We start from the raw sequence: 3,881 nt of genomic DNA, 5'->3' as shown, positions 1-3,881 counted from the left end.
AATTTAAAATCAAGAAACAAAAACTGAAATTAATTTTGCAATTAAATTTTTTTGGGGCAGTTTGGTTTTTGGCTTTCATTTCTTCTCGGTAATCTCTGTGCCCTCTGTGGCGAAAAATAAAAAAAAGCCGTGGGCACTGTTGAAGCTGCCCACGGCTTTTAAAAATCTATATATGTCATTCCGGCCGGCTTAAGGGCAGACTTCACCTCCTTGGTTGTTCCACCACCACCAGCCCCAGATTGCCCATTGATTTTTGCCCATGAAACCTTCCTTTTGCTTAAATTAATTTCTTTTACTATGAATCCGATATCCTTGTCAAGAGATTTTTTAGGGGTCTGAGAAAACGAGGAAAGAGAGTTCATCCCATCTCTCGGCGCACTCTCAAGACATGTTGATCCTTATTCGTCGCCACGGCCAGTGCCAAGTCCCGCGTTCCGCGGGATTACCCAAAAAACATATTCGCGCTCAAAGCCACCTTAATTAAAAAAAGATTTTTACAATGCTTATGGCAATGAGAATACCGACGATGTCGGCAAGGACGCACACCGGAACTAAGTACCGGGTTTTTTTGATGCCCACGGCTCCCAGATAGACGGCCAAAATATAAAAGGTCGTCTCGGCACTCCCCATGATGACCGCCGCCATCCGGCTGGCCAGAGAGTCCGGCCCGGTCGTTTTTATGATGTCGGTAAACACGCCAATCGATGCGCTTCCGGATAATGGCTTGATGATGGCGATGGAAATCACTTCGAGCGGGATGTTGAGGGCCAGCAGGATGCCGTGGAACAAATCTTTGGTAAAAGCAAATGCCCCGGAGGCCTGAAAGGATTTAACCGCGACAAAGATCGCCAGGAGATAGGGGAAAATTTTTATCACCACGGTTATCCCGTCTTTGGCGCCCGCTACGAAAGAATCGTACACCCTTACCTTTTTGACCAACCCGTATCCAACGACCAACAGGATGAAAAGGGGAATGATGAGCTGGGAGATGAGCTGAATCGTCTTCATTTAAGCAATTTCCTGCATACCCAGAGGGTTCCCACGGCAAAAACAGCCGAGAGAATCGTTGCCAGAAGGGTCGGCAAAACGACCGCCGCCGGATTGGAGGATCCGAAATCGGATAGAATACCGATTACGGTAAACGGGATCAGTTGGATGCTGGCGGTATTAATGATAATGAACAGCATCATCTCAAAGGTTATCGTTTCCGAATCTTTATTTAAGGACTGCAGATCCTGCATCACTTTAATCCCGAGCGGGGTTGCGGCATTTCCCAGCCCGAAAAGATTGGCCAGGAAATTAAGCGTTATGGAAGTAATGGCCGGATGATCCGGCGGGATATTTTTAAACAGCCGGGAAACGAAAATTCTGAACAGGCTGGAAAGCCGGTGAACCAGTCCCGAATCTTCAATGATTTTCGTTATCCCGAGCCAGAGGGCAACGATGCCGAGTAGGAATAAAGACACCTCCACTGCCGATTTCGTAGCCTCAAACAAGGATTTCGTAAATTCGTCAAGGCGGTTGTTGACAACGGAGAAGAGGATGCTGATACCAATTAACAAGAACCAGATCGTATTCATCTGAGGGTAAGCGATTTTTTAAAAGTGTTGAATTCCACCCTGGCACCGACCGGCAGGGTAATCTTGTTCTTGCCATGCCCGATATAAGGGCAATACACCACAGGGAAAGCGATTTTCAACTGTTCCCGTAAAATTTTATAGATATCCTTATTCGGGATGACTCGGAAGTCGCCCAGGATAAGCCCTTTTATTTGGTTTAACTTTCCGGCCATGATCCATTGCGTAAGATAGCGGTCGACTTCATGCCTCTTTTCGTCTACATCCTCAAGAAATAAAATGGTATCGTCCGTATTGATTTCCCAGGCCGTTCCGATGAGGGCGGTCAGGGTTATGAGGTTGCCACCTTTCAGAGTCCCTCGGGCGATTCCCTGCTTATACACCTTCACCGGTGCGCCGGCCAAAAGATTTTTTTCGGGGAAATCATGGATGGCGTTTAGAAACGATCTGACGGTGAAGCGGGTTGGATTGGAAAAATTTAGCACCATGGGGGAATGGAGGGTAACCAAGCCGGTTCGCTCATATATCGCATTGAGCATTGTACTCAGGTCACTAAACCCGGCGAAGATTTTTGGATTTTTTTTAATCAGATTAAAATCCAGATAGGGAAGGAGTTTCATAGAGCTGTATCCCCCCCGCTGCGCGAGGATGATCTCAACCCTCCGGTTTAAAAAGGCAGCGTGGATCTGTTTAACCTTGCGCCTGGTGGAAGGCATTTGGGTAACCACTCTCCGGTTGATAACCTTAAATCCCAATTGCTCAAGATTTTTTACACCGTCAAGGAAATCTTTCTTCTTCTTAATCAGCCAGCTTGGCGTTATGATATATACAGCTTTCAAAAAATCCCTCCTCATCGAGGAGCGATGCCCGTATTGAAGCCTTTGATCCATCCGCAAGTCGTTCCCGGGGGCAGATCCTATGGTGGGCCGCCTGGCCTATCGATAAGGCCTTGCCGCAACCTGTTGGAAAAATAGCAGAAGTCCCCTTTGTCGTCAATTTATAATTTTGGATCATCTCCAAATTAGTTGAGGGCACAGAGCTGGCATAATTAAAATGCCCAGTGATTTCAGGGTCCCGGAAAGAAAGTCATCTTGCTTGCAATCATGAGGCACATATCTCTCCCTAACTATGGCGGGGGGTTCTGCTATTTCTCCGAAGCTTTGTTTCCACTCCCCCGCTGCGCTTTGCGGAAGGCAAGCGGAGGGTTTATGAAAAGTGGATACCCCGCCGATGCTTGCGGCGTCCGCCTGAGGCGGACCTTTCCTTCCGGGACCTTGGCAGGCTTTCATTAAAAATGCGATCAACTAATTTGGAGATGATCCATATTTTTTAGTGGACACTTTATTCGCCAAGGTGTACACTTCATTTGAGGTTCTGTTTGTTCAAGGGAGGAAGGGGGCTATGGAGATAAATGTGAAAGAGGCCCGAAGCAAATTCAGCTCGATCCTCGATCAAGTGCAACAAGGAGACGAAGTAATCATCCGTCGCTGGGGAAAGGAAATTGCCCGTCTCGTGCCGCCCAGAGGTGGGGGAAAAAGTTTGCCGGACTTAAAAAAATTTAGAGCCGCGCTTCGAGTTAAGGGCGAGTCTTTGAGTATGGTTGTAAAACGGGGAAGGACCGAGGAACGTTATTGATGTTTTACATCGATACCAGTGTGATCGTGGCTTATTATTATCCGGAACCGTTGAGTGAAAAGGCCGAAGCCTTTCTTATGACCCATATGCGTCCGACCATCAGCTCCTTACCCGAGGTAGAAATGTTTTCGGCGCTTTCCAGGAAGGTTCGGGAGGGCGGACTGTCCCGGAAGAATGCCGCCACCATCGTCGCTAAATTCCTCGGCCACGTGGATGGCCACTTTTATACCCATCTTTTTGCTAAACCGCATCATTACCGATTAGCCAGGGATTGGATCGGACTTTTCAATTCAAACTTAAAGACGCTGGATGCCCTGCATTTGGCGATTGCTCATATGGAAGGTTTGACCTTTGTAACCGCCGATCAGGGACTTGCGGAATCGGCCAAAGTCCTCCCGCTGGATGTCGTGCTGCTGAAAAAGTGAAACTATGCCGAATGCTTGTCTCTTGCTAAAGGTAATTCATTCTTCTCTCCGTACCCAAGAATTAAGTAAAGTCCCTGAGATAAATTGATGGATACTGATGATCTTTCGGATATGGCTTATGCAACCCTGCTCATGGCAGAGGAAATCACCCATTCTTTCACTGTCGCTCTGGGCGCAATGAGTTATGCCTTTAAAGATGAAGATTCCTATCTCAGAAAAATGCTAGCCTTCGTTCGACGGACGA

General features: G+C 47.4%; 6 protein-coding genes. 2 read left to right on the top strand and 4 right to left on the bottom strand.

The genetic code is table 11. The features are described from left to right. Positions 1–158: 158 nt before the first annotated feature. From Q7V48_02780 to Q7V48_02765, 4 genes are all read right to left on the bottom strand, one after another. On the bottom strand, positions 159–362 hold the full coding sequence (locus Q7V48_02780) for a hypothetical protein (protein ID MDO9209662.1): 204 nt from the start codon (positions 360–362) through the stop codon (positions 159–161). 118 nt (positions 363–480) lie between these two features. After that, positions 481–1,008 (bottom strand): spore maturation protein, encoded by a 528-nt coding sequence (locus tag Q7V48_02775; GenBank protein MDO9209661.1) that lies wholly within the window; start codon positions 1,006–1,008, stop codon positions 481–483. Then, positions 1,005–1,580 (bottom strand): nucleoside recognition domain-containing protein, encoded by a 576-nt coding sequence (locus Q7V48_02770; protein ID MDO9209660.1) that lies wholly within the window; start codon positions 1,578–1,580, stop codon positions 1,005–1,007. The genes Q7V48_02775 and Q7V48_02770 overlap by 4 nt, the downstream gene beginning before the upstream one ends. Beyond that, positions 1,577–2,416, bottom strand: coding sequence for an LD-carboxypeptidase (locus tag Q7V48_02765; GenBank protein MDO9209659.1), 840 nt, complete (start codon positions 2,414–2,416; stop codon positions 1,577–1,579). Before Q7V48_02765 ends, Q7V48_02770 begins: the two co-directional genes overlap by 4 nt. A gap of 562 nt (positions 2,417–2,978) precedes the next feature. Between Q7V48_02765 and Q7V48_02760 the strand changes: the two genes are divergently transcribed. Both Q7V48_02760 and Q7V48_02755 read left to right on the top strand, forming a co-directional pair. Beyond that, positions 2,979–3,212: a type II toxin-antitoxin system prevent-host-death family antitoxin gene (locus tag Q7V48_02760; GenBank protein MDO9209658.1), complete on the top strand. Its 234-nt coding sequence runs from the start codon at positions 2,979–2,981 to the stop codon at positions 3,210–3,212. Next, on the top strand, positions 3,212–3,637 hold the full coding sequence (locus Q7V48_02755; GenBank protein ID MDO9209657.1) for a type II toxin-antitoxin system VapC family toxin: 426 nt from the start codon (positions 3,212–3,214) through the stop codon (positions 3,635–3,637). Before Q7V48_02760 ends, Q7V48_02755 begins: the two co-directional genes overlap by 1 nt. Positions 3,638–3,881 lie beyond the last annotated feature (244 nt).

The organism is Deltaproteobacteria bacterium (genome assembly GCA_030654105.1).
Classification (GTDB): Bacteria; Desulfobacterota; SM23-61; order SM23-61; family SM23-61; genus JAHJQK01.
This window is presented reverse-complemented; position numbering and strand designations above follow the sequence as displayed.